Origin of the sequence: Barrientosiimonas endolithica (genome assembly GCF_030296655.1) — a bacterium.
Lineage (GTDB): Bacteria > Actinomycetota > Actinomycetes > Actinomycetales > Dermatophilaceae > Barrientosiimonas > Barrientosiimonas humi.
Window position 1 is genome coordinate 3,483,492 of sequence record NZ_AP027735.1, and the last position, 18,194, is coordinate 3,501,685.

The following is an 18,194-nucleotide window of genomic DNA, read 5'->3' on the forward strand; positions in this document are numbered from 1 at the left end:
GGCGCCGGCTGGACATACTGCCGGGGTTTCGTGCACGCCAGTGGAGGGGCTTCCCGTGACTGTCACATCGTTCGTACGCGCCACCGCAGCCGCGGGGATCGCGCTCCTGGTCGCCGGTTGCACCGGCTCCGCCGACGGGTCGGAGACCAGCGCCGCGTCCTCGACGCCCGCACCCGCCACCACGTCGAGCTCGACGTCCAGCGCCCCACCCACCACGACCACGAGTACGTCGGCGACGACTCAGTCGATGGCGGAGAAGTACCCGGAGACGCCCGCCGGGGCGGAGGCGTTCGTGCGGGCGTTCTTCGGGGCGTACAACACCGCTAGCCAGGATCCGTCGAAAGTTTCGGAGTTCGTTGCGTTCACGGACCCCGCGTGTGAATCCTGCAAGCGTCTGAGTGACGAAGTCAGGGGATGGGGAAGGTCGGGTGCAAAGCAGACCGGGGCTGCCGTGCAGGTCGCGCGCATTCGTCCTGACGGAGATTCCGTGGACGCCGTGCAACTTATTGCGCTGAAGCAACTGGCTGGGACGGTCAAGAAGCCAAATGGTGAGATCGTCCAGCAGATCGTTGCCAAGGACGTAAAGTCCGCGATGACCATTCAGTGGACGCCCACAGGCTGGACGGTGGTTCGGCTACAGCCCTATCAGGGGGAAGTGTGACTCGTCGAGTCGTTGCTGCTGTGGCGGCAACGACGTGCATGGTCATCAGCACTTGTGTTGCGCATGCAGGCTATGACGGCCAGGTTGGCGGCGATAGCGCCTACCTGGGGAAGACCGCGAGCGAGACAAGAGCACTCCCGGCGGCGGGTGACTATGAGGGCAAGGTCAAATCAGGAACTAAAGTCCCGCCCAAAGTTCCATATGAGTACAAGACCGTCGTAGCCTGTGGACAAAACGGCCCTAACACTGAGGGTGGTCTGGTTTGTTCGCCAGCGCTGACCGCGTGCCTCAGCGTTCCGGACGCCTCGGGACCCTACGTGCGGATCTATCGACGTCAAGCCTTCCCCGGTCAGGAGCCGACCGGCTGGCGCGATGTCGGGACGACCTGTTACCCCGAGCTGGTGCCGGGCGGTGCCAGTCGACCGCAGCTGACTCTCGCCATGATTCGCGACGCGTGGTCCAAGACCCCCTTCGCGAAACCAGCCCTGCGCACGCAGCCGGTGGGTGGGCGCACGCTGGTGACGCTGCCGACGTACTTCGAGATCAGCTGGCCGAGCGACGGCTTCCAGCCCGACGAGGTGCGCACCGTGACGCTGCTCGGGCAGCAGGTGCGGATCAAGCCGACGTTCAAGAGCAACAACTTCGTGTTCGGCGACGGCACCAGCAGCGGACCGACGAGCTCGTTCGGCGGGCCGTACCCCACCGGTGACATCACGCACAAGTACGACAAGGCCGGCACCGTCACGGTGAGCGCCTCGACGGTCTACGGCGGTGAGTTCAGCGTGAACGGTGGCGCGTACGTGCCGATCCCCGGCACCGCCACCATCGCCGGCCCCTCGCAGCAGCTGACGATCGTCACCGCCAAGAACCGCCTGGTCAATGAGTGACCGCCGCACGGGACTGGCGCGGTGGCGACCAGCCGCAGCGGCCGGGCTCGTCCTGGGGGTGGGCCTGACCGCAGGGTGCGGTGGTTCGGGCGGGACGCAGGAGGCAGCCGCCGGCACGTCGTCGGCATCCATAACGGCAACCACGGCCTCGAGCACCGCGGCACCAACCCCGTCGACCACGAAGCCGCCGGTGCCACGTACCTTCGCTGCGACCCCTGAGGGTGCGGAGAAGTTCGTACGGCACTACGTCGACGTCTACCGCAAGGCCGCCGGCAATCCGGCTCAGTGGCAGGAGTTCCAGAGCCTCGGCACCGTCGGCTGCGTCCCGTGCTCCGACCTGTCCCGTGAGATCGAGCTCGACGACCGGTTCGACCGGCGTCAGACCGGCAAGGTGCTGACCCTCGGCAGTGTCCGAGCTCTGCCGCAGAAGGCTTCCGACCCGGCCGACGTCGTCACCGTCGACGCAGACGTACGCCAGCATCCTGGCCGCATCGTCGATAGCTCCGGGTCGACGGTGGAAACCATCGCTGAGGCGCGCCTGATCAGCAGGTTCAAGCTGAACCTCACCGACACGGCGTGGATCGTGGCTGATATCGACAACCGCACGAGATGAGCGCGGCGGGTCGCTATCGCTCCATCGGTGAGCAGGATCGGTGACTCGGATCGGTGAGGAAGCGTGCGCTCTACCGCACGGTTGCTCACCGATCCGACCCTACCGATCCCCGCGGCCGATCTCGCCGCCCGCGCGGCCACCGATCTCGCCCGTGCGGCCCGGTGAGGTGCCGGGGGCGGCCAGCTGCGGGCGTACGGACTCCAGCTGGCGCTTGAGCTCCTGGCCGACCGCGCCGATCGGGCGGGGCGGCAGGTAGGCCTCGGCGCCGGCCGACAGCATGCGGGTGACGGCGCCGGTGTAGCTCACGCCGAGCTCGGGGTCCTCGATCTCGGTGACGATGATCCGGGCCTGCGGGAACATGCCGCGCAGCGCGCCGAGCAGCTGCGGGCTGACCGGGTGTGTCAGCAGCACGTCGGTCGAGGCGGGGGCCTCGTTGAGATCGAGCACGACGTACGACTCGCCCAGCTCCTGCGCGAGTCGTCGCCGCGCGCTGTCGCTGAGCTTCATCGCGGTCCCCACCACCTGGACGTCACCCTCGGGTCGCGGGATCGACCACCGCGAGGCCCCGTCGTTGGACCCGTCGGACCCCTCCGCGCTGCGGCCCGCAGAGACGATCTGCCCCTCCAGCACCAGCGACGACGCCTCGAGCGAGGCGACCGGCTTGCCGTCCCGGGTGACCTCGACGGGGAAGCCGAACAGCAGCCGGTCGAAGACCTCGCGCAGCTCGTCGGGCAGCTCGGTGATCTCGATGCGGGGCGTCTCGCGTGGCTTCACGCGGCCATTCTGCGCGCTGGCGCGCCGCGATCAGTCGAAGACGATGGTCCGCGCGCCGACAAGCAGCACGCGGTCTTCGGCGTGCCGGCGCACGGCCCGGCTCAGCACGAGCCGCTCGACGTCGCGTCCCATCGCGACCAGGTCGGCCACGGTTGCGGTGTGCGACACCCGCACGACGTCCTGCTCGATGATCGGCCCCTCGTCGAGGTCGGCCGTCACGTAGTGCGCCGTCGCGCCGATCAGCTTCACGCCCCGCTCGTGGGCCCGGTGGTACGGCTTGGCGCCCTTGAACCCGGGCAGGAACGAGTGGTGGATGTTGATCACGCGCCCGGACAGCTCGCGGCACAGGCTGTCCGACAGCACCTGCATGTAGCGGGCGAGGACGACGAAGTCGGCGTCGTGCTGGCGTACGAGATCGAGCAGCTGGGCCTCCGCCTCCGGCTTGGTCTCGGGAGACACGGGGATGTGCACGAACGGAATCCCTTGCTGCTCCACGAGATTGCGCGCCGTCTCGTGGTTGCTCACGACGACGGGGATGTCGACGGGCAGCTCGCCGATCTGGTGGCGGTAGAGCAGGTCGACCAGGCAGTGGTCGAACTTGGAGACGAGGATGACGATCCGCCGGCGCTGCGCCTCGGGGCGGACGGTCACGGTGGCGTCGAGCGGGGCGACCCGCTCCTCGACGAGGCTGCGCAGGGTCTCGACATCGGCGGGGCTGTCGACCGCGACCCGCATGGTGAAGGTGCCGGTGTCGGGGTCGCTGAACTGATGGCTCTCCACGATGTTGCCGTCGGCCGCGACGACCCCGTCGGCGAACGCCCGCACGATGCCCGGGCGGTCCTGGCAGCGCAGGGTGAGCACGAATCTGTCCATGACGCAGATTCTGACGGCATCGCCGTGCGACCGTGGAGCATGGGGATTTTCGACCGATTCAGGGGCACCCGTCCGACCGCACCGGTGAGACCGCAACCAGGCAGCTCGCTGGGCACGGGTGACAGCGACGACGAGTTCACCGAGGAGGAGCTGACCGAGGCCGTGCGCGAGAGCCTGCTGCCCGGCTTCTTCGACGAGGACGAGGTGATCGAGCGGGTGGCTGACGCCTATGACCTCGCCGACGACGACCCGCGGCTGCTGGAGACCGTCGAGCGGGTCGTCGACGAGCACGAGCAGCGCATCGCGAGCGGCCGCGGACCGAGTGACTACGACCGGCTCGCCGCCGCGTTCCGGCAGCTGGAGCAGGAGGGCGTCGTCGCGCGGATGAACTTCACCTGCTGCTCCAGCTGCGGCTTCACCGAGATCGACGACGAGCGCACGCCGCTCGATCGAGTGATCAATGGCGAATACCGTTATCTGGAAAGGAGTTCGTGTTCTTCCACCATCAGGACGCGGAGCGCCTGGTCGATCCGCCGGCGCTGCTCTATCTGGGTTATGGCTCGTTCCTTCGGGAGCCGTCCGACGTCGACGAGCAGGCCGGGCGACACGTCGCACAGGTGCTGGAGCAGCACGGCTTCGACGTCGACTGGGACGGCGACGTGCAGGCGCGCATCTGCGTGCAGATCAGCGACTGGCGCAAGCCGCTGCCCGTCTGATCGTGGCGGGGGTCAGCGCGCGTCGCGCTGATCGTCGACCGTGGCGTGCTGCCGGATGAGCCAGGCGCGCTCGGCGTCGTTCTCGCAGCGCGCGATCGCCAATGCGTATGCCGCACAAGCCTTTTCGTGCTCGCCCGCCCGGGTGAGCAGCTCGGCTCGCACGGCGGGCAGCCGGTGGCTCCGCGGGAGCTCCTCGTCCAAGCCGTCGAGTGCCTGCAGCCCGGCGGCCGGGCCGGCAGCCTCCGCGAGGGCCACGGCGCGGGCGAGCCGGGCGCTGGGCGTGGGGGTCAGCTCGACCAGGTCGTCGTAATGCCGCACGATCTCGTCCCAGCGGGTGTCCTCGGCCGACCGTGCGGTCGCGTGGACGGCCGCGATGCGGGCCTGGAGGGCGTACGACGCGGTCTGGACCGTGATCGGTCCGGACAGGACGGGAGAGGCCAGCAGGCGTACGGCCTCGTCGATCTCGTCGCGATGCCAGAGCGACCGATCCTGTTGCGGGAGTAGGACGATCGCGCGGTCGGCGTCGACGCGCGCGTCGCGGCGGGAGTGCTGGAGCAGGAGCAGCGCGAGCAGGGCGGTGAGCACGGGCTCGCCCGGGCGGGCGGCCAGGACCACGCGGACGAGACGGACGGCTTCGCCGGCCAGCCCCGCGCGTACGACATCCGGGCCGCTGCCCGGCGCGTAGCCGGCCGTGAAGGCGAGGTAGGCGGTCTGGGCGACGACGTCGAGGCGCTCGGGGAGGGCGTCGGCCGACGGGACCGCGAACGGGATGCCGGCGGCGACGATCTTCTTCTTGGCGCGGGTGAGGCGGGCCGCCATCGTCGGCTCGGGCACGAGGAAGAGGCGGGCGATGTCGGCGGTGCTGACGCCCAGCACGAGGCGGAGCGTCAGGGCGCTCGCGGCCGCCGGGTCGAGCGCGGGGTGGGTGCACATCAGGACCAGGCGGAGCAGGTCGTCCTCGACGAGGCCGCCGGGGTCGGCGCGCACGGGCGTCTCGGACCGGTCGTGCTCGACGAGCAGGAGGGGCGCCTTGCGCTGGGCCATGGCCTCGGCGCGCAGCTGGTCGAGCACTCGGCGGCGGGCGGCGGTGTGCAGCCAGGCGGCGGGGTTGTCGGGCGCACCGTCGGTGGGCCAGCGGCGGGCGGCCGCCTCGACGGCGTCGGCGAGGGCGTCCTCGACCAGGTCGAGCCGTCGGAAGCGCGCGAGGAGCAGGGACGTCAGGCGCCCCCACTCCTCGCGCACGACCGTCGCGAGCTCGACGTCGGCGCTCACCCGCTCTGGTATCCGTCGATCTTCACGGTCGGGCGGATCTCGACGGTGTACTGCCGCGGCAGCAGCTTGGCCGCCGCGATCGCGGTGTCGAGGTCGGGCAGGTCGACGTCGTAGTAGCCGCCGATCTGCTCGGTGAGCTCGGCGAACGGCCCGTCGGTGACGGCGCGTTCGCCGTCGCCCGGGTGGACCGTGGTCGCCGTGTCCGCGTCGCACAGTGGTGCGCTGCTGACCCGGCTCCCGTGGGCGTCGATGAACCGCTCGAAGGCGCGGTGGGCGTCGAAGTACGTCTGGCGCGTGGCTTCGCCGGCCCCTCCCAGTCGCGGGAGTCGCAGGCGACGAGGACGACGTACCTCACGACGCGTCGGCCTCGGGGCGGTCCTCGGGCTGCACCGTGCGGCGAACCTCGATCCCCTCGCCGATCTTGGCGACGATCTGGCAGCAGTCCATCAGGTCGTCGAGGTCGTCGGTGCGGATCTGGTAGAAACCGCCGACCTGCTCGGTGACCTCGGTGAACGGGCCGTCGGTGACGGCACCGCCCCGGGCGCGATGCGCTTGGCGTCGGCGGTGCTGTGCAGCTCGGCGCCGCCGACGATCTGGTGGCCGCGCCGGGTCAGCTCGGCGCCGAAGCGCTGGAACTCGGTGTACCCCGCCTTGCGCTCCTCCAGGCTCATGGTGGTCCACCAGCGGTCGGCGTCACCGACGAAGAGGACGACGTATTCGGTCATGACGAATCTCCTTGCTCGACGTGGGCCGCGGGCGCGACCTCGTTCCCCTGACGCGCGAGCTGGGGTCGATTCGACAGCCTGCCGGAGATTGGTCTGGCGGGGCGCCGGTTCGATGGGGTCGTACGCCTTCGCGGGCCGGGTCGGGCCGGGCCGGCGGGGACCCGGTTTGGTGCTGAGGCGGTCCCTGGGGCACACTGTGACGGCACTCGCGCGAGTGGCGGAATTGGCAGACGCGCACGGTTCAGGTCCGTGTGCCCGAAAGGGCGTGGGGGTTCAACTCCCCCTCGCGCACTCACCAGCAGGTAGTTGATGGACTACCTGTTCGGACCCAGCAGCTCCCGGCCGGGCATCATCCGGCCGGGAGTTTCGTTTTCCTGGTGTGGTCGGGCCTCTCCGCGTAGCTGCGTTGGCGGTCGCGACTGAGAGGTGGACCTCACGGCCCGCGGGTCCGGGCGATGGCCTGCGAATGGTGGTCCAGAGCGTCGGTGCTCGCCCGTAGCGTGCTTGCATGCCCACCTCGTTCGAGGCCGTCGCCGCGCTCCTGGTAGCGCTGATTCCCGGCGCGCTCTATATCTGGTCATTCGAACGCATGGCAGGTCGCTGGGGAATCGGGCTGAGCGACCGCATCTTCCGGTTCGTCGGCGCCTCTGCGATCTTCCACGCCGTCCTGGCGCCGGTGACGTACTGGCTCTGGACGAGCAGGTGGCCATCCATCGCGATAGGCGACTCACATCCGCTGTGGCTCTGGCTTATCGCCGTCGTCTACGTGGCGGCACCGTTGATGGTCGGTACGGCGCTCGGCGCCGTAGCCCGTGGGCGTAGCGGCTGGGCCCGGTGGATCACCGGCCCCGATCCCGCACCTCGAGCTTGGGACTATCTCTTCCAGGGTGAACGCGATGGATGGGTGCGCATCAAGCTCAAGACTGGCGGCTGGATCGGCGGGGCCTACGCCACGTACGGGGAGTTGAAGTCCTACTCGGCGGGGTACCCCGAGCAGCAGGACATCTTCTTGGCGCGCAGCGTCGACCTCGATCCCGCGACCGGCGAGTTTCAGTTCGACCAGGACGGCAGCGTCCGTCTGGGCGCTGGCGGCATCCTCGTGCGCTGGGAGGAGATCGAGTACCTTGAGTACATCGATGCGTGAGGAGGTAGTTGTGTCGACCGAGACTCGAAGGACCGTCCGCCACTCCATGGATCGCGAGAACCGCGGCGGCTACGGCTCATCCTCCAAGCAGGTCAGCAAACTTGCGACACCGCCACGCGGCCCGGCGCCGGGCGCGACCAAGGGTGCCAACGCCCCGGCGGCCAAGACGACGGGTAAGTAGTTCGACCGAGGCGTGGTCGCTGAGACCTACTTGATCCCCGTGCTCGCCACGCCCTGCACGATCTGGCGCTGGAACAGCAGGAACACCACGAACAGGGGCAGTGCGCCGAGCACGGCGGTGGCCATGACCTGGGCGTACATGATCCCGAACCCGCTGGCGACCGTGGCCATGCCGACGGGGATGGTCATCTGGTCGACGTTGCTGAGCACCAGCAGCGGCCACAGGAAGTTGTTCCAGCTCGTGACGAAGGTGAAGATCGCGACGGCCGCGACCGCGGGGCGGGTGAGCGGCAGGCAGATCCGCCAGTAGATCCCGAACCAGCTACTGCCGTCGACGCGTGCGGCGTCGATCAGCTCGCGTGGCAGGCCCGAGAAGAACGACTCGAAGATGAAGACCGCTATGGGGGCGGCGACCGCGGGCAGCACCATCGCCCAGTACGTGTTCAGCAGCCCCATCCCCTGCACGATCTGATAGAGCGGCAGGACGAGGATCTGCCCGGGGATCAGCAGCCCGGCCAGCACCAGCGCGAAGACTCCGCCGCGGCCGGAGAAGCGGGTCTGGGCCAGCGCGAACCCGATGAGCGAGGTCACGAACACCGTGAGCACGACGGTGAGCGCGGCGATGATGAAGCTGTTGAGATACCACGTCAGCATCGGGGTGCTGTCGAGCACCTTGCGGTAGGCCTCGAGCGAGAAGTTCTCGCTCCACCACGAGGTGGGGTCGGCCGCGATCTCCGACTCCGGCCGCAGCGAGGTCACCCCGGCGAACAGCAGCGGCACCACCCACACCGCGGCGAACAGCACGAGCACGATCGCCGAGAAGATCTTGAAGACTCGCGAACGGCCGTTGTAGTCAAGGGGATTCGTGGTCACGCGTCCGCTCCTTCCGAGTGCGCACCCGCGCGAGATACCAGAGCACCGAGATGATCAGGACGACCGCGAAATAGATCATCGTCGCCGCGGCGGAGTAGCCGGCCCGGTAGTCGGAGAAGCCGGTGTCGTAGATGTACTGCATCACCGGCCGGGTCTCGGTGCCCGGCCTCCGGCGGTCAGCAGATACATCTGGTTGAAGATCTGCATGCTCGCGAGGATCTGCAGCATCGTCACCAGCACCACGGTCGGCCGCAGCAGCGGGAGGGTGAGCGACCACAGCGTGCGCACCGGGCTCGCCCCGTCGAGCGCGGCCGCCTCGTAGACCTGCTCCGGGATGTCCTGCAGCCCGGCCAGGAACAGCACGAAGTTGAACCCGATGGTCCACCAGACCGTCAGCGCCGCGACGGAGATGAAGCCCCAGCGGGCCTCACCCAGCAGGTCCGGGACCGGCAGGCCGAGCGCCTCCAGCGCGTTCGGCAGCAGCCCGATCTCGGCGGCGTAGAGCCACCCGAAGATCATCGTCACCGACGTCACGGGGAGGACGAACGGGGCGAAGAAGATGAAGCGCACCAACGCTTTTCCACGGGCGACGCGCTCGGCCAGGACCGCCAGCACGAACGCCAGGACCACCAGCGGCGGCACGGTCAGCACCGTGAACCACACCGTGTGCCCCATGGATGCCCAGAACTCCGAGTCGGTGAAGATCTGGCGGTAGTTGTCGAGCCCGACCGACTCACCCAGCCCCGGACGTACGGACGTCGTGTTGAAGAAGCTCATCACCAGGCCGTAGACCGCTGGCCCGATGAGGAACAGGAGGTAGAAGGCGAGGAACGGGGCCGCCATCAGCCAGCCTGCGCGGTTCTCGTCGGACCGGCCCCCGTCGGCAGAGTGGTCACGGCCTTGGCCGGGGCGTCGTCGATGATCGTGGTGGTCGCCATCTCGTCCCTCACCCCACCGGCGGCTTCGCGGCGGCCAGCTTGTCGAGCTGCTTGCGCATCTCCCGTACGGCCTGGGCCGGCCTCGCCGAGCCCGTCTGGCTGGTGGCGATGGCGGCACCGAGCAGGTTCTGCAGCTGACTGCCGGCGCCGGAGTACCACGCCGGAGGGTCGTACTGCGCGGTGCGGGCGGCCTCGGTGTAGTTCGCCTGCGGCCGCATCGCTCGGAACTCCGCGGAGTTCTGGACCGGCAGCCAGGCCGGGATATGACCGCCCTTCGCCCAGATCACGCTCGAGCCGATGAGCGAGCGCACGAAGTCCAGCGCCGTGCCGCGTCGCTGGTCGTCCATCTCGGCGTTGCGCGGGAGGACCAGCGCGTGGCTGTCGGCATACGCCACCGGCTTGGGGCCGAAGATGTGTGGCACGGGGATCACGTCGAACTTCAGGCTCGAGCCGGCGTACGTCGGGATCTGCCACTCCCCGTCCAGCAGGAAGCCGACCTTGCCGGTCGAGAACAACGAAGTCACGCCCGGCCCGTCGATGCTCTTCGGCATGAGGCCGGACGTGGTCAGCCCCTGCATGAAGGTCAGCGCCCGTGCTGCGAGGTCGTCGTCCAGGGTGACCCGGGTGCCGTTGTCGGCGACGACCGACCCCCGAGCTGGTAGTAGAGCGTCGCGAACCAGCGCCAGTTGGTGGACGGGTCCTTGGTGATGTTGACGACCCCGCCGTAGCCGCCGGTGACCCTGGCGGCGGCGGCTATCGCGCTGCGGAACTGCTCGGGCCCCCGGATCGGGCGGAGGCGTCCGTCGCTGCCGAGCAAGCCCGCCCGGCGACACACGTCGATGTTGTAGAAGAGGACGAAGGGGTGGGTGTCCAAGGGGACCGCGTGCAGCCGTCCGTCGTACCGCGACTTCTGCACCGCGGCCGGCACGAAGCGTCCGGGGGCCAGATCGTGCTCGCGCAGCAGGGGCTCGTTGAGTGGCTGGATCAGGTCGGCCTGGACCAGGGTCTGCAGCCGTGACAGGTGCACGGCTGCAACATCGGGCGGAGCGCCGCCGGAGGTCGCGAGGGTGAGTTTCGTGTAGTACGGGGTGCCCCAGGCGAGGACGGTCGCGTCCAGCTGGACATCAGGATGGGAGCGGAGGTACTCCTCCTGCATCGTCACCATGTTGGCCCCGTCGCCGCCGGTGAACATGTTCCAGTACGACAGCTGCCCCTCCGGGGGTGCGACCCCGAACAGACCACGCGCGGCCGGCGACCCGCAACCGCTCAACGCAGTGGCCGCGGCCAACGACCCGAGCACGGCTGCTCGCCGGGAAACCCGGGTGCTCACGGGGCCGTTCCAGGTTGCAGAACCGATGACATCGGCAGCACCTCCTTGTGCGTTCCGTCGAGTTTGCATCGCTGCATGCAACGTTGCAAGGATTTTGCTACTTTTCCCTCGTGGCGGTGACTCTCAAAGAGGTGGCAACCCGCGCGGGGGTGTCTCCGCGCACCGTCTCCAACGTCATCAATGACTTCCCGTACGTCTCGCAGACGACGCGCGAGGCCGTGCTGCGCGCGGTCGAGGAACTGGGGTATCGACCGAATCTCGTTGCGCGGCAACTGAAATCGGGGCGGACGGGCGTGGTCGGACTCCTGCTGCCGTCAGTGCGCGAGCAGTACTTCGCCGCGCTCGCCGACGCCGTCGGTCGCGCCGGGCAGCAACGCGGTTGGTCGGTCGCGATCGAGCAGACCGAAGGCGCCCCAACCGCGGAGATGGCCGGCAAGGCCACGCTCGACCACCTCTGGGACGGTGCGATCGTGAGTGCGGTGAGCGTCGCCGAGCGCGATCTGGCGCAGGGCACGACGCCCCTGGTCGTCCTCGGTGAGCACGCTGCGGAGTTCGACCTGGCGTGGGTCGGTGCGGACAACAAGGCCGCCGCGCGCGATGCCACCAGTCACCTCATCGATGCGGGACGCACCCGCATCGCGGTGATCGGGCACCAGCGGGGCCCGGGGGAGAGACCGGTGCCCTGCGCACCGCTGGCTTCCGTGCGCGCATGCGCAGCGCCAAGCTCAAGATCGCCCCCGCGTGGGTCGTGCAGCCCGACGGCTACGGACTCGACCAGGGATATCGGGCGATGGCCGGGCTGCTCGACCTGCCGCGACGTGACCGTCCCGACGCGGTCCTGTGCTACAACGACGAGCTCGCCCTGGGTGCCCTGCGCGCCCTGCACGACCGCGGGGTCGACGTGCCCGGGGAGATCGCCCTCATGGGATGGGACGACCTCCCGAGCTCGGGATTCACGACGCCGCGGCTGACGTCGGTGAGCGTGCCCGTCGCCGAGGTGGCCGAGGCCGCGGTGGACCAGCTGGCCCAGCAGATCGCCGCCGGCCGGCGCTCCCGCGAGCACATCGTCGTCCCGCACCAGATCGTCGCGCGCGAGAGCACCCGAGCCTGACCGCGCGCTCCCCTGACCGAGCCACCCTCGACGAGAGGCGACACCATGAACCAGCCCACGCCCGACGTACCGCGCCATGAGTATCCGCGCCCCTCGTGGGTGCGCGATCGCTGGCTCTCCCTCAACGGCACCTGGGGCTTCGAGATCGACCGGGCCGACAGCGGGTTGGAGCGCGGGCTGCTGGAGCGTGACCTCGGCGGCGAGATCACCGTGCCGTTCGCGCCGGAGTCGCAGCTGTCCGGCGTCGGGGAGACCGACTACCTCAACGCGGTCTGGTACCGGCGGGTCCTCGACGTGCCCGACGACTGGGCCGGAAGCAACGTGCTGTTGCACGTCGGCGCGGCCGACTACGACACGACCGTCTGGGTCGACGGCGTCGAGAAGGGGCGCCACCGTGGAGGCTTCACGTCGTTCACCGTCGACCTCGGTCCCGCCGACGAGCTGGCCGACGCGCCCGTTCTCACCGTCCGCTGCCGCGACGAGGGCCGCGCCGCGCAGGCGCGCGGCAAGCAGACCCGCGAGGTGCACGGGCGCGACGCGGTCTACGGCCGCACCACCGGCATCTGGCAGTCGGTCTGGCTGGAGCCGGTGCCGCCGACGCACCTCCGGCGCGCACGCATCACCCCTGACGTCGGCGCCGGGGCGTTTCACCTCGAGCTCCCCGTGGCCGGTCCGCGCCGCGACCACCGGATCGAGGCGCGGCTGAGCGACGACCTGGGCGAGGTCGCGACGACGAGCGTCAGCGCGGAGGCCGACTTCACGCCGCTGAGCACCCTTGTCGTTCCTGAGGATCGGCGCCGCCTCTGGTCGATCGACGACCCGCACCTGTACGACCTGCAGCTGCGCCTCGTCGCACCCGACGGCTCCGTGGTCGACCAGGTGATGACGTACGCCGGCCTCCGGTCGGTCACCATCGACGGCCTCGCGATCCGCATCAACGGCGAGGTCGTCTTCCAGCGGCTCGTCCTCGACCAGGGCTACTACCCCGACGGGCTCATGACCGCGCCCACCGACGCCGCGCTGATCGCGGACATCGAGCTGTCGAAAGCCGCTGGTTTCAACGGTGCTCGGCTGCACCAGAAGGTTTTCGAGGAGCGCTTCCTCTTCCACGCCGACCGGCTGGGATATCTCGTGTGGGGCGAGTTCGGCGACTGGGGCTGCCGCGAGCCGGGCGGTGCCGACCTGGACAACCAGCGGCCCGACGCGTCGTACATCACCCAGTGGCTCGAGGCCGTCGAGCGCGACCGCAACCACCCGAGCATCGTCGGCTGGTGCCCGCTCAACGAGACCTTCCAGAAGCGGCACGACCGGATCACCGTGCTCGACGACGTGACGCGCGGGATGTTCCTCGCCACGAAGGCCGCCGACCCCACCCGGCCGGTCATCGACGCGTCCGGCTACGCCCACCGCGTCGACGAGACCGACGTGTGGGACTCGCACAACTACGAGCAGGACCCGGCGCAGTTCCGTGCGGCGATGGCGCCGCTCGCCGAGGGCAAGCCGTACGCCAACGCCGGCGACGAATGGTCCCTCCCCTACCGCGGACAGCCTTATTTCTGTAGCGAGTTCGGCGGCATCTGGTGGAATCCCGCCGCCGAGGAGGGGGCCGATTCCTGGGGCTACGGCCAGGCGGTGGCGTCGGAGGAGGAGGTCTACGAGCGGTTCCAGGGCCTCGTCGACGTGCTGCTCGACGACCCGCGCATGTTCGGCTACTGCTACACCCAGCTCACCGACGTCTTCCAGGAGCAGAACGGGATCTACTTCTTCGACCGCAGCCGCAAGCTCGACGTCGACCGGCTCCGCGCGATCCAGTCGCGCCCCGCCGCGATCGAGGTGGCCGAGCGCCGGGGTGGCTGAGCGCGGGGGTCGCTGGGCGCCGGCGTCGTTGGGGCCGAACGGGTTGGGCCGAATTTCTCCCCACGCTCGGCCGCCAGGCCCTACGCTCCGCTCAACGTCACCGCGCGCGGGCTCCTGGGGGAACGCGCCTCTCCCGCAAGGACTCTCATGAGCAACCGCACCCTGCCCGAGCGCGCCGCCCGCACCGCCGCCGCTCTGGGGATCCTCGGCGTCACCATGGCGCCGCTCGCCTTCGCCGGATCCGCTAGTGCCGCAGAGCTTTCCGGCCTCAAGTACGCCTGCTCGTACGAGGCCGAGGACGGCGAGATCTACGACCTCGACGACCCGTGGACGGTCACGGTCAGCGCCGACCTCCCTGAGACCGTGCGCAAGGGCGAGACCCTCGAAGCGCCGCAGTTCAAGGCCCGGATCACCATGGGTCAGGACGCCGTGCAGGTGATGCGCGACAGCGACTACCGGGTCATCACCGAGGGTGGCAGCCTGCACTTCTACACGGTCGGCGCGACCGAGCAGACCGCGTCGGTCGACTTCGACCTCCCCGCCACCGTGCCGGCCTCGGGCACGATGACCGTGCGCGGCTCCGGCGAGGGCGAGGAGCTCACCCCCGGTCCACCGGCACCCTCGCCGTCAAGGTCAGCGACCTGGTCGTCGTCATCGCCGACGACCAGGGCGAGAGCGGGATCTACTGCGAGCCGCTGCCCGGCCAGAGCCTGACGCTGGGCAAGATCACCGTCACCTCCGGCTCCACCTCCAGCCCCACCACGAAGCCGACCTCGACGTCGAGCCCGACCGGCACGTCGAGCCCCACCGGCACGCACAGCCCGACCGGCAGCGGCACGCACAGTCCCACCGGCACGGCGCCCACCGACAGCACGACCACCGCGGCGCCCACCGACGGCGGCCCGTCCGGTCCGCGCGTCGACACCGGTGTCGTCGGCGAGGGCGGCAGCAACCAGGCCGTAGCGGCCGGCGCGGCCGGTGTCGTCGGCGCCTTCGCGCTGACCTGGGCGTACGCCCGCCGCGCCCTGCGCGACTGAGCACCGGCGCGACTGAGCGCACCCGCTCGAGCTGGCACCCACGTACGAACGCAGCACCCGAAGGGGTGTGACCGTCCATCGGTCACACCCCTTCGCCCCTTCATATGTATTGACAAGCGCCATAGTGTCGATCCGACAGCCAGCAACCTATGAAGAGGTGAAGGGATGAGCATTCCGACCGTGGCCCCCGCTCGGTTCCAGACCGCGTTCTGGGACGAGTTCAACTGGGCCGACATCGCGCAGAAGGCGATCCTCGCGGTCCTGATCCTGGTCGTGACCTGGATCTTGGCCAAGCTCGTGACCCGGGGGTTCGCAGCCCTGGTCGGGAGAGTGCCGGCCCTGCAGAGAAGCAGCGCCGACGGCTCGAGCATCGGCCAGTCACTCGGGCAGATCGTGTCGCTGCTGATCTGGATGTTCGGTCTGATCGCCGTGCTCCAGCTGTTCCAGCTCGACCAGGCGCTCGCGCCCGTGCAGAACCTGCTGAACGGTGTGACCTCGTTCCTGCCCAAGCTGATCGGCGCCGGCGTCGTGTTCGTCATCGGCGCGCTGCTGGCGAAGGTCGTGCGCGAGCTCATCGAGACCGCGCTGTCCGCGCTCCCGATCGACCGCTGGCTGGGTCGGGCGCGCGGTGCCCAGAACCAGGTGACGGCCGAGGCGACGGGCCACCGCGAGCAGCAGCAGGCGTACAACAACCCGGCTGAGGGCGGCCAGATCGGCCAGCAGTACGCCCAGCAGACCGGCCAGGCGCCCGCCCAGCAGGGCGGCCCCGGGGCTGGTGGAGCCGGCAGCGTCGGTCAGCGGATCGCGAAGACCCTGGCCACGATCGCGTACGCGCTGATCATGATCGTCGTCAGCATCGCCGCCCTGCAGATCCTCGGGATCCAGTCGATCTCGCGGCCGGCGGAGCGGATGCTCACCACGATCTTCGACGCCATCCCGGTGATCCTGGCGGCGCTGCTGCTGCTGGCGCTGGGTGGTCTGATCGCGAAGTTCGCGGCCGACATCCTCGGCCAGATCCTCGAGGGCGTCGGCACCGACCGGGTGCTGCGCGACGCCGACCTGCTGCCGGAGGGCAAGAGCGCCACCCCGATCATCACCAAGATCGTGCAGGTCGCGATCGTGCTGTTCTTCGCGGTGATGGCGGCGCAGACGCTCAACTTCCCGCAGATCACCCGCTTCCTCAGCGAGGTGCTCGAGCTCGGCGGACGTGTCGTGTTCGGCGCGGCGATCATCGCGGCGGGCGTGTTCATCGCGAACCTGCTCGCCAAGCTGATCGGTGGCGACGGCGCGACGCCGCTCGTCATCCGGGTCGCGACGATCGTGCTGTTCTCGGCGATGGGCCTGAAGTACATGGGCATCGCCGACTCGATCATCGAGCTCGCCTTCGGCGCCCTGGTCGTCGGCGGTGCCGCGGCCGCGGCGCTGGCGTTCGGCCTCGGTGGCCGCGACGCCGCCGCCCGGCAGCTCGAGGAGCTGCGGCAGCGCAAGGGTGAGAACCAGAACAACTGACCCTGTCAGATCACGAGGCCCGCGTCGTACGTCGGCGCGGGCCTTGTGCTGTGCGCGGGCTGACGTGGTGTGCGGTGCGGTCGGGCCCGGGTGGAGCCCGGCGGCGCCTTTACTCTGGGGCACCACGTGCCCCAGAGAAGAGTCAGCGCGGACGCAACCCGTCAAGCACGTGGTCGGCGGCGCTGGCCAGCAGGCTCTGCGACGACCCGGCCGTGATGAAGCCGGCGTTGGCGAGCGAGGTCAGGCCGTGCAGCACCGCGACGACATAGATGCCGAGCTGCTCGGGGTCGCCCTCGATCAGATTGCCGCGCCGCTGCTCCTCGGCGATGACCTCCAGCGGCACGCGAAAGGCCTCCGCCACCGCCTCGTCCATCCCCTCGACCGGTGAGTGCTTGCGGGTGAACATCAGCTGCACCAGCTCGGGCCGGGCCATCGAGAACTCCAGATAGGTCACCGCCAGCGCGGTCAGGCGGTCGCCGCCGCCGACGTTGCGCATGGTCTCGGCGTAGGCATCGCCGAGCATCGTGAACCCCTGCTTCGCCACCGCGTCGAGCAGGTCGGCCTTCCCGCTGAAGTGCCGCTGCGGCGCGCCGTGACTCACCCCGAGATCGCGGGCGATCCGGCGCAGGCTCATGTCGCGGACGCCGTCGACCTCGATGACCTCCACGGCCCGGGCGAGCAGGGCGGGCCGCAGGTTGCCGTGGTGATAGCGGGCGCTGTCGGTCACCTGCCTATTCTGCGCCAAACCCGGTGGAATGTATCCGTTGACAACTATGTAGGCGCTGGCTACTTTCGCGGCATGGCGACGACGTCCCCCTGGACCCCTGACCGCATCCCCGACCTGACCGGCCGCCATGCGGTGGTGACCGGCGGCAACAGCGGCCTCGGCCAGGTCGCGGCCACCCACCTGGCGGCGCGCGGCGCCACGGTCACCCTGGCCGTTCGCGACGTCAGCCGTGGTGAGCGGGCCGCGTCCGCCATCACCGGCGACGTGCGGGTGCGCCAGCTCGACCTCGCCAGCCTCGACTCGGTGCGCGCCTTCGCCGCCGACTGGTCCGAGCCGATCGACATCCTGCTCAACAACGCGGGGATCATGATGGTCCCTCAGGGCAGGACCGCCGATGGTTTCGAGCTGCAGCTCGGCACCAACCACCTCGGTCACTTCGCCCTCACCCTCCAGCTGCTCCCGCACCTGCGCGACCGCGTCGTCACCGTGTCCTCGCAGGCCCATCGCCGCGGCAGGATCGCGCTGGACGACCTGCACTGGGAGCGGCGGGCGTACGACCCGGCGGGTGCGTACGCCCAGGCGAAGCTGGCCAACCTGCTCTTCACGCTCGAGCTCGCCCGGCGCCTCGAGGGGCGTTCGTCGGTGCGCTCGCTCGCCGCTCACCCCGGCTACTCCGCCACCAACCTGCAGAATCACAGCGGCAAGCGTGGCCCGCACGTCGTGATGCAGCTTGCCAACCGCTTCATCGCCCGCGACGCGGAGGCCGGCACCGAGCCGCTGCTGTTCGCCGCCGTCGAGGACATCCCGTCCGGGAGCTACGTCGGCCCGGCGAAGGCGTACGAGTTCCGCGGGCAGCCCACGCTCGTCGGCCGCTCCCCTGCCGCCAGCAACGTCGAGCTGGCGAAGGAGTTCTGGCTGCGCTCGGCCAAGGAGGTCGGTCTGTCCCCCGAGCTCACGCTGGGCTGAG

22 protein-coding genes, 1 tRNA gene and 1 pseudogene are annotated in these 18,194 nt (G+C 69.7%); 12 read left to right on the top strand and 12 right to left on the bottom strand.

What is annotated here, in order from left to right; translation table 11 throughout:
* The first annotated feature begins 247 nt into the window (after positions 1–247).
* The 3 genes from QUE40_RS17555 to QUE40_RS17565 all read left to right on the top strand — a co-directional run bounded on the left by QUE40_RS17555 (position 248) and on the right by QUE40_RS17565 (position 2,161).
* The gene (locus QUE40_RS17555) at positions 248–661 is read left to right on the top strand and encodes a hypothetical protein (RefSeq protein ID WP_289231790.1); all 414 of its coding nucleotides are present in this window, start codon (positions 248–250) and stop codon (positions 659–661) included.
* 440 nt (positions 662–1,101) lie between these two features.
* On the top strand, positions 1,102–1,548 hold the full coding sequence (locus QUE40_RS17560; RefSeq protein ID WP_289231791.1) for a hypothetical protein: 447 nt from the start codon (positions 1,102–1,104) through the stop codon (positions 1,546–1,548).
* Entirely contained in the window at positions 1,541–2,161 is a 621-nt protein-coding gene (locus tag QUE40_RS17565) for a hypothetical protein (protein ID WP_289231792.1), read from the top strand. The genes QUE40_RS17560 and QUE40_RS17565 overlap by 8 nt, the downstream gene beginning before the upstream one ends.
* Positions 2,162–2,260: 99 nt before the next feature.
* Here QUE40_RS17565 and QUE40_RS17570 read toward each other — a convergent pair whose 3' ends face one another.
* Together QUE40_RS17570 and purU are read right to left on the bottom strand one after the other, a co-directional pair.
* Positions 2,261–2,935: a hypothetical protein gene (locus QUE40_RS17570; protein ID WP_289231793.1), complete on the bottom strand. Its 675-nt coding sequence runs from the start codon at positions 2,933–2,935 to the stop codon at positions 2,261–2,263.
* Positions 2,936–2,965: 30 nt separating this feature from the next.
* Positions 2,966–3,808, bottom strand: coding sequence for a formyltetrahydrofolate deformylase (gene purU / locus QUE40_RS17575; protein ID WP_289231794.1), 843 nt, complete (start codon positions 3,806–3,808; stop codon positions 2,966–2,968).
* A gap of 84 nt (positions 3,809–3,892) precedes the next feature.
* Between purU and QUE40_RS17580 the strand changes: the two genes are divergently transcribed.
* A complete protein-coding gene (locus tag QUE40_RS17580; protein ID WP_289231795.1) occupies positions 3,893–4,555 on the top strand; it encodes a DUF6891 domain-containing protein in 663 nt (220 codons plus the stop codon).
* Here the strand turns inward: QUE40_RS17580 and QUE40_RS17585 are convergent.
* The 3 genes from QUE40_RS17585 to QUE40_RS17595 form a co-directional block, all read right to left on the bottom strand.
* A complete protein-coding gene (locus tag QUE40_RS17585) occupies positions 4,537–5,796 on the bottom strand; it encodes an RNA polymerase sigma factor (protein WP_289231796.1) in 1,260 nt (419 codons plus the stop codon). The two genes, QUE40_RS17580 and QUE40_RS17585, sit on opposite strands and share 19 nt — an antisense overlap.
* Positions 5,793–6,128 carry a YciI family protein gene (locus QUE40_RS17590; RefSeq protein ID WP_350227175.1) on the bottom strand — a complete coding sequence of 112 codons (336 nt, stop codon included), beginning with the start codon at positions 6,126–6,128 and terminating at the stop codon, positions 5,793–5,795. Before QUE40_RS17590 ends, QUE40_RS17585 begins: the two co-directional genes overlap by 4 nt.
* A gap of 114 nt (positions 6,129–6,242) precedes the next feature.
* Positions 6,243–6,521 (bottom strand): hypothetical protein, encoded by a 279-nt coding sequence (locus QUE40_RS17595; RefSeq protein WP_289231797.1) that lies wholly within the window; start codon positions 6,519–6,521, stop codon positions 6,243–6,245.
* Between the two features lie 208 nt (positions 6,522–6,729).
* Here QUE40_RS17595 and QUE40_RS17600 point away from each other — a divergent pair.
* Both QUE40_RS17600 and QUE40_RS17605 read left to right on the top strand, forming a co-directional pair.
* A tRNA-Leu gene (locus tag QUE40_RS17600) sits at positions 6,730–6,812 on the top strand.
* Between the two features lie 217 nt (positions 6,813–7,029).
* Positions 7,030–7,665 (top strand): DUF6338 family protein, encoded by a 636-nt coding sequence (locus QUE40_RS17605; RefSeq protein ID WP_289231798.1) that lies wholly within the window; start codon positions 7,030–7,032, stop codon positions 7,663–7,665.
* A gap of 207 nt (positions 7,666–7,872) precedes the next feature.
* Here the strand turns inward: QUE40_RS17605 and QUE40_RS17610 are convergent, their stop codons facing one another.
* From QUE40_RS17610 to QUE40_RS17630, 5 genes are all read right to left on the bottom strand, one after another.
* Positions 7,873–8,718: a carbohydrate ABC transporter permease gene (locus QUE40_RS17610; protein WP_289231799.1), complete on the bottom strand. Its 846-nt coding sequence runs from the start codon at positions 8,716–8,718 to the stop codon at positions 7,873–7,875.
* Positions 8,699–8,863: a hypothetical protein gene (locus QUE40_RS17615; protein WP_289231800.1), complete on the bottom strand. Its 165-nt coding sequence runs from the start codon at positions 8,861–8,863 to the stop codon at positions 8,699–8,701. The genes QUE40_RS17610 and QUE40_RS17615 overlap by 20 nt, the downstream gene beginning before the upstream one ends.
* A complete protein-coding gene (locus QUE40_RS17620) occupies positions 8,860–9,561 on the bottom strand; it encodes a carbohydrate ABC transporter permease (protein WP_289231801.1) in 702 nt (233 codons plus the stop codon). The genes QUE40_RS17615 and QUE40_RS17620 overlap by 4 nt, the downstream gene beginning before the upstream one ends.
* 103 nt (positions 9,562–9,664) lie before the next feature.
* Complete coding sequence (locus tag QUE40_RS17625) at positions 9,665–10,234, bottom strand: type 2 periplasmic-binding domain-containing protein (RefSeq protein WP_289231802.1); 570 nt, start codon at positions 10,232–10,234, stop codon at positions 9,665–9,667.
* A gap of 5 nt (positions 10,235–10,239) precedes the next feature.
* Entirely contained in the window at positions 10,240–10,986 is a 747-nt protein-coding gene (locus tag QUE40_RS17630) for an ABC transporter substrate-binding protein (RefSeq protein WP_289231803.1), read from the bottom strand.
* A gap of 149 nt (positions 10,987–11,135) precedes the next feature.
* Between QUE40_RS17630 and QUE40_RS19530 the strand changes: the two are divergent.
* From QUE40_RS19530 to QUE40_RS17650, 4 genes and pseudogenes are all read left to right on the top strand, one after another.
* Positions 11,136–11,588, top strand: a pseudogene (locus QUE40_RS19530) (LacI family DNA-binding transcriptional regulator); the annotation flags it as partial.
* Positions 11,589–11,695: 107 nt separating this feature from the next.
* On the top strand, positions 11,696–12,097 hold the full coding sequence (locus QUE40_RS17640; protein WP_433997024.1) for a LacI family DNA-binding transcriptional regulator: 402 nt from the start codon (positions 11,696–11,698) through the stop codon (positions 12,095–12,097).
* Positions 12,098–12,142: 45 nt separating this feature from the next.
* Positions 12,143–13,954 (top strand): glycoside hydrolase family 2 protein, encoded by a 1,812-nt coding sequence (locus tag QUE40_RS17645; protein WP_289231805.1) that lies wholly within the window; start codon positions 12,143–12,145, stop codon positions 13,952–13,954.
* Positions 13,955–14,101: 147 nt separating this feature from the next.
* Entirely contained in the window at positions 14,102–14,668 is a 567-nt protein-coding gene (locus tag QUE40_RS17650; RefSeq protein WP_289231806.1) for a DUF6801 domain-containing protein, read from the top strand.
* Here the strand turns inward: QUE40_RS17650 and QUE40_RS17655 are convergent.
* Positions 14,637–15,029, bottom strand: a complete 393-nt coding sequence (locus QUE40_RS17655) for a hypothetical protein (protein WP_289231807.1) — start codon at positions 15,027–15,029, stop codon at positions 14,637–14,639. The two genes, QUE40_RS17650 and QUE40_RS17655, sit on opposite strands and share 32 nt — an antisense overlap.
* Positions 15,030–15,156: 127 nt before the next feature.
* Between QUE40_RS17655 and QUE40_RS17660 the strand changes: the two genes are divergently transcribed.
* Positions 15,157–16,500: a mechanosensitive ion channel gene (locus QUE40_RS17660; protein ID WP_289231808.1), complete on the top strand. Its 1,344-nt coding sequence runs from the start codon at positions 15,157–15,159 to the stop codon at positions 16,498–16,500.
* A gap of 142 nt (positions 16,501–16,642) precedes the next feature.
* Here QUE40_RS17660 and QUE40_RS17665 read toward each other — a convergent pair whose 3' ends face one another.
* Entirely contained in the window at positions 16,643–17,227 is a 585-nt protein-coding gene (locus QUE40_RS17665; protein WP_289231809.1) for a TetR/AcrR family transcriptional regulator, read from the bottom strand.
* A 72-nt stretch (positions 17,228–17,299) separates the two neighbouring features.
* Here QUE40_RS17665 and QUE40_RS17670 point away from each other — a divergent pair, with 72 nt between their 5' ends.
* Positions 17,300–18,193: an oxidoreductase gene (locus tag QUE40_RS17670; protein WP_289231810.1), complete on the top strand. Its 894-nt coding sequence runs from the start codon at positions 17,300–17,302 to the stop codon at positions 18,191–18,193.
* Position 18,194 lies beyond the last annotated feature (1 nt).